Source organism: Streptomyces sp. RP5T (genome assembly GCF_003933965.1).
Lineage (GTDB): Bacteria > Actinomycetota > Actinomycetes > Streptomycetales > Streptomycetaceae > Streptomyces.
The window spans coordinates 1-4133 of the sequence record NZ_RSAJ01000682.1; the positions used below are offsets into that span (position 1 = coordinate 1).

General features: G+C 68.5%; 2 protein-coding genes and 1 pseudogene. 1 reads left to right on the forward strand and 2 read right to left on the reverse strand.

The genetic code is table 11. The features are described 5' to 3' along the window. Positions 1 to 191: 191 nt before the first annotated feature. Both EHS43_RS39070 and EHS43_RS39075 read right to left on the reverse strand, forming a co-directional pair. The gene (locus EHS43_RS39070; protein ID WP_125195323.1) at positions 192 to 2000 is read right to left on the reverse strand and encodes a bifunctional UDP-sugar hydrolase/5'-nucleotidase; all 1809 of its coding nucleotides are present in this window, start codon (positions 1998 to 2000) and stop codon (positions 192 to 194) included. 147 nt (positions 2001 to 2147) lie between these two features. Then, positions 2148 to 3431 (reverse strand): adenylosuccinate synthase, encoded by a 1284-nt coding sequence (locus EHS43_RS39075; RefSeq protein WP_125195324.1) that lies wholly within the window; start codon positions 3429 to 3431, stop codon positions 2148 to 2150. Positions 3432 to 3620: 189 nt separating this feature from the next. Between EHS43_RS39075 and EHS43_RS39080 the strand changes: the two are divergent. Beyond that, positions 3621 to 4133, forward strand: a pseudogene (locus EHS43_RS39080) (diacylglycerol kinase); the annotation flags it as partial.

Below are 4133 nucleotides of genomic sequence, written 5' to 3' on the forward strand. Positions count from 1 at the left end.
ACCCTAGAGCGTGCAGCGTGCGTGCGCCCACTCGCCTCCTCGCCGGATCCGCCTGCGCGGCGGGGACCTCCCACCCACCCCCGGTCGGCGACAGGTCGGACCGGCAGTGCGTGGCCAACGACCGCGGGGACTCCCGCATCCGGGCGACCGGCTGCTGAGACGCCGGCCGCCCGGGCGGGGCGGGATCGCGGTCAGAAGACCGGTGTTCCGCCCTGCGTCAGACGCCAGTTGGTCACGGCGAAGTCCTTCGGGTCCAGGGTGCCCCTGGAGGTCACGTAGTCGATCATCAGCTGGCGGATCTCGTTGGTGGAGCTGTAGGCGATGTCGGCGGCGGCGATGTGCGGGTAGCCGGAGCCGCCGTTGGCCCGGTAGTTGTTGACGGCGACGACGAAGACCTGGTCGTCGGCGACCGGAGTCCCGTTGCAGGAGAGGTTCTTGATCCTCGAACCCTCTGCCGCCGCGATGTCGATGTCGTACGAGACGCCGGCGGCCGTGTCGTACATGTAGTCCCAGAAGCTGTTGGCGTTGGTGAGGGTCGCGGTGTCGACCTTCGTGCCGCTCGGCACCTGGTGGTAGTACTTCGCCGCGTACTCCAGGTAGTCCCTCAGCTGGGCGCCGGTGAGCTTCTTGCCGTAGAGGGTGTTGTCGTAGATGTAGAGCCCGGCGATGTCCTTGATGGTGACGCTGCCGGCCGGGATGTCGGCGGTGCGGGAGAAGGGCGCGGCGACCGAGATCAGCGGGAGGGCGGCGTCGGCGGCGGAGAGCCCCGCCTTCACCGTGTCCATCTGGACCTGGTGGATGAAGTCCATGATGGGGACGTCCTTCCAGCAGGAGTCCGCCGCCGAGAGGTCCTCCGTGCAGGTGCCGACGGCCGTGTTGACGTACTTCACCACCAGCTCGTGGTCGGCTTCCAGGAGCTTCCTGATCTCCGGGTCCTCGTCGACCGAGTTGGGGTTGAGGGTCTGGGCGGTCTTGCTTCTGACCTTCCACTGCCCACGCACGAGTTCCAGCTCGAAGTCGAAGACGCTGAGCCGGTAGCCCCAGCAGTAGGGCTCGGACAGCAGCACGTCCTCGCCGGTCTCCTCGTTCTTCACGGTGTACGACGGCACCTCGACGTGGGTGTGGCCGACCAGGATCGCGTCGATGCCGGGGACCTGCTGGGCGACGAGGTTGGAGGCGTTCTCGACGTACGGGAGCTCGTCGCCGTAGGACGAACTGCCGTCCAGGCCCGAGTGGTCGGTCAGGAAGACGACGTCACAGCCGAGGGCGCGCAGCCGGGGCACGTACTTCTTCGCCTGCTCGACCAGGCCCGGGAAGACCATCTTTCCGCTGACGTTGTCCTTGTCCCACAGGGCGATGCCGGGGTTGGTGAGGCCCAGGATGCCGACCTTGATGTCGGGGGCGCCGGGGACGCGGATGCGCTTGACGGTGTAGGGCTGGAAGGCGGGCTTCAGTGTCTTCGCGTCGAGCGCGTTGGCGCCGAGCAGCGGGAAGCGGCACTGGCTCTCGAACTTCCTGAGCACCTCGATGCCGTAGTTGAACTCGTGGTTGCCGAGGGCGGCGGCGTCGTAGCGCATGTGGTTCATGGCGACGGCCATGGGGTGCTTCGGGGCGCCCTTGTCGGTGATGGGCTTGACGCGCGCGAAGTAGTAGGCGAGGGAGGTGCCCTGGATGATGTCGCCGGCGTCGACGAGCAGCACGCGCTCCTCGCCCTTGGCCGCGCGCTGCTGCTTGATGAGGGTGGCGACCCGGGCGACGCCGACGGAGTTGCCCTTGCTGTCGCTGTAGGCGGCGTCCTTGTAGTAGTCCCAGTCGAAGACGTGGCTGTGCAGGTCGGTGGTGCCGAGGATGGAGAACGTCCACGTCCTGTTGCGCTTCGCCGGCTCGTGCTCGGCGGCCCGGGCGGGCGTCGCGGCCACGGTGCCCGCGGCGGCGACGGCCGCCCCGGTGACGGCCGACTTCTTCACGAACGCACGGCGGTTCATGGGACTGACGGGCATGCGAAGCTCCTGGAGCTGGTGAGGGAGGAGGGACGGAACTACCCGCGTAGATAGTTGCGCCCCGCCGGTCGCACGCGGAACCAGGGGCAAGCCATGGGCCGGTCAAGGAAGTCCATGACCGGCCCAACAGCACGTGAACGCAAGGGACTACAGGAACGAGTTGATCTCGATCGTCTCGTCCCGGCCCGGGCCCACGCCGATCGCGGAGATCGGGGCGCCGGACATCTCCTCCAGCGCCTTCACGTAGTCCTGGGCGTTCTTCGGGAGGTCGGCGAAGGTCTTGGCCTTCGTGATGTCCTCGCTCCAGCCGGGCAGGTACTCGTAGACCGGCTTCGCGTGGTGGAAGTCGGTCTGGGAGTACGGGAGTTCCTCGACCCGCTCGCCGTCGATCTCGTACGCGACACAGACCGGGATCTGCTCCCAGCCGGTGAGCACGTCGAGCTTGGTCAGGAAGAAGTCGGTGAGGCCGTTGACGCGGGTCGCGTAGCGGGCGATCACCGCGTCGAACCAGCCGCAGCGACGGTCACGGCCGGTGGTGACACCCCGCTCACCGCCGATGCGGCGCAGCGCGTCGCCGTCCTCGTCGAACAGCTCGGTCGGGAAGGGTCCCGAGCCGACCCGGGTCGTGTAGGCCTTGAGGATGCCGATGACCCGGCTGATCTTCGTCGGGCCCACGCCGGCACCGGTGCAGGCGCCGCCCGCGGTCGGGTTCGAGGAGGTGACGAAGGGGTACGTGCCGTGGTCGATGTCCAGGAGCGTGCCCTGGCCTCCCTCGAACAGGACGACCTTGTCCTGCTCCAGCGCCTGGTTGAGCACCAGGACCGTGTCGGCGACGTACGGCTTGAGCCGGTCCGCGTAGCTCAGCAGTTCCTCGACGACCTGGCCGACCTCGATGGCCCGGCGGTTGAAGACCTTGGTCAGGAGCTGGTTCTTGCCGTCGAGGGCCGCCTCGACCTTCTGGGTCAGGATCGACTCGTCGTACAGGTCCTGGATCCGGATGCCCACGCGGTTGATCTTGTCCGCGTAGGTCGGTCCGATGCCGCGGCCCGTGGTGCCGATCTTGCGCTTTCCGAGGAAGCGTTCCGTCACCTTGTCCACGGTGACGTTGTACGGCGTGATGATGTGGGCGTTGCCGCTGATCAGGAGCTTGGAGGTGTCGACGCCGCGGTCGTTCAGTCCGTTCAGCTCGGAGAACAGGACCGACGGATCGACGACGACACCGTTGCCGATGACCGGGGTGCACCCCGGAGACAGGATTCCGGAAGGGAGGAGGTGGAGGGCGTACTTCTGATCGCCCACGACTACCGTGTGGCCGGCGTTGTTGCCGCCCTGATAGCGCACCACATAGTCCACCGAGCCACCGAGCAGGTCGGTCGCCTTTCCCTTGCCTTCGTCACCCCACTGAGCACCGAGCAGCACAAGTGCGGGCACGCGCGTACACCCCTTCCGGGCGGGGCATGTCCAAGGTCGGGGGCGTACGCGTACGGTTCTCTCCGTCGCGTGCACCACGGCCGTCGTCGGCCGCTGCCCGTCGGACCCGGATGCCCCGGAATAGACGAAGCCCCTGGCGCAATAGCGCAAGGGGCTCTTGCACAAAGATGCTACCCGAGGAAGCGAGGCATGGCCGAGGTGGCGACTTCCGAGACGTCCGATCAGCTACTGGTGGTCATCGACCCGGTCGCCCGGCAGACGGACGGCGAGTCCGTCAGGATCGTGAAAGACGTGCTCAGCGCGGGTGCGGCGACGAAGGTGTGTCTGCCGGACGGCCCCGAGGAGTTCGCCCGGGCGCTGGCCCGGCGCGGCTCGCGGCGCCCGGTGGTGGTCGGCGACGACCGTGCGCTGATGCGGACGGTGGTGCTGCTGCACCGGCAGCGGGAGCTGGCCGGATGTGCGCTGTCGGTGGTGCCGGTGGGCCCGGTCCTGGGTGTCGCCCACGCGCTGGGGGTGCCCTCGGGGGCGGTCGCGGCCGCGCGGGCGGTCCTGGAGGGGGCCGAGCGGCGGCTGGACATGCTGGTGGACGACAGCGACGGGGTGGTCCTCGGAGCGCTGCGGATCCCCGCCCCGGCCGCGCGGGAGGAGCCCCTGGAGGCCGTACGGCCCTGGCTGCGGACCTGCCAGTCGCTCGTACGGACC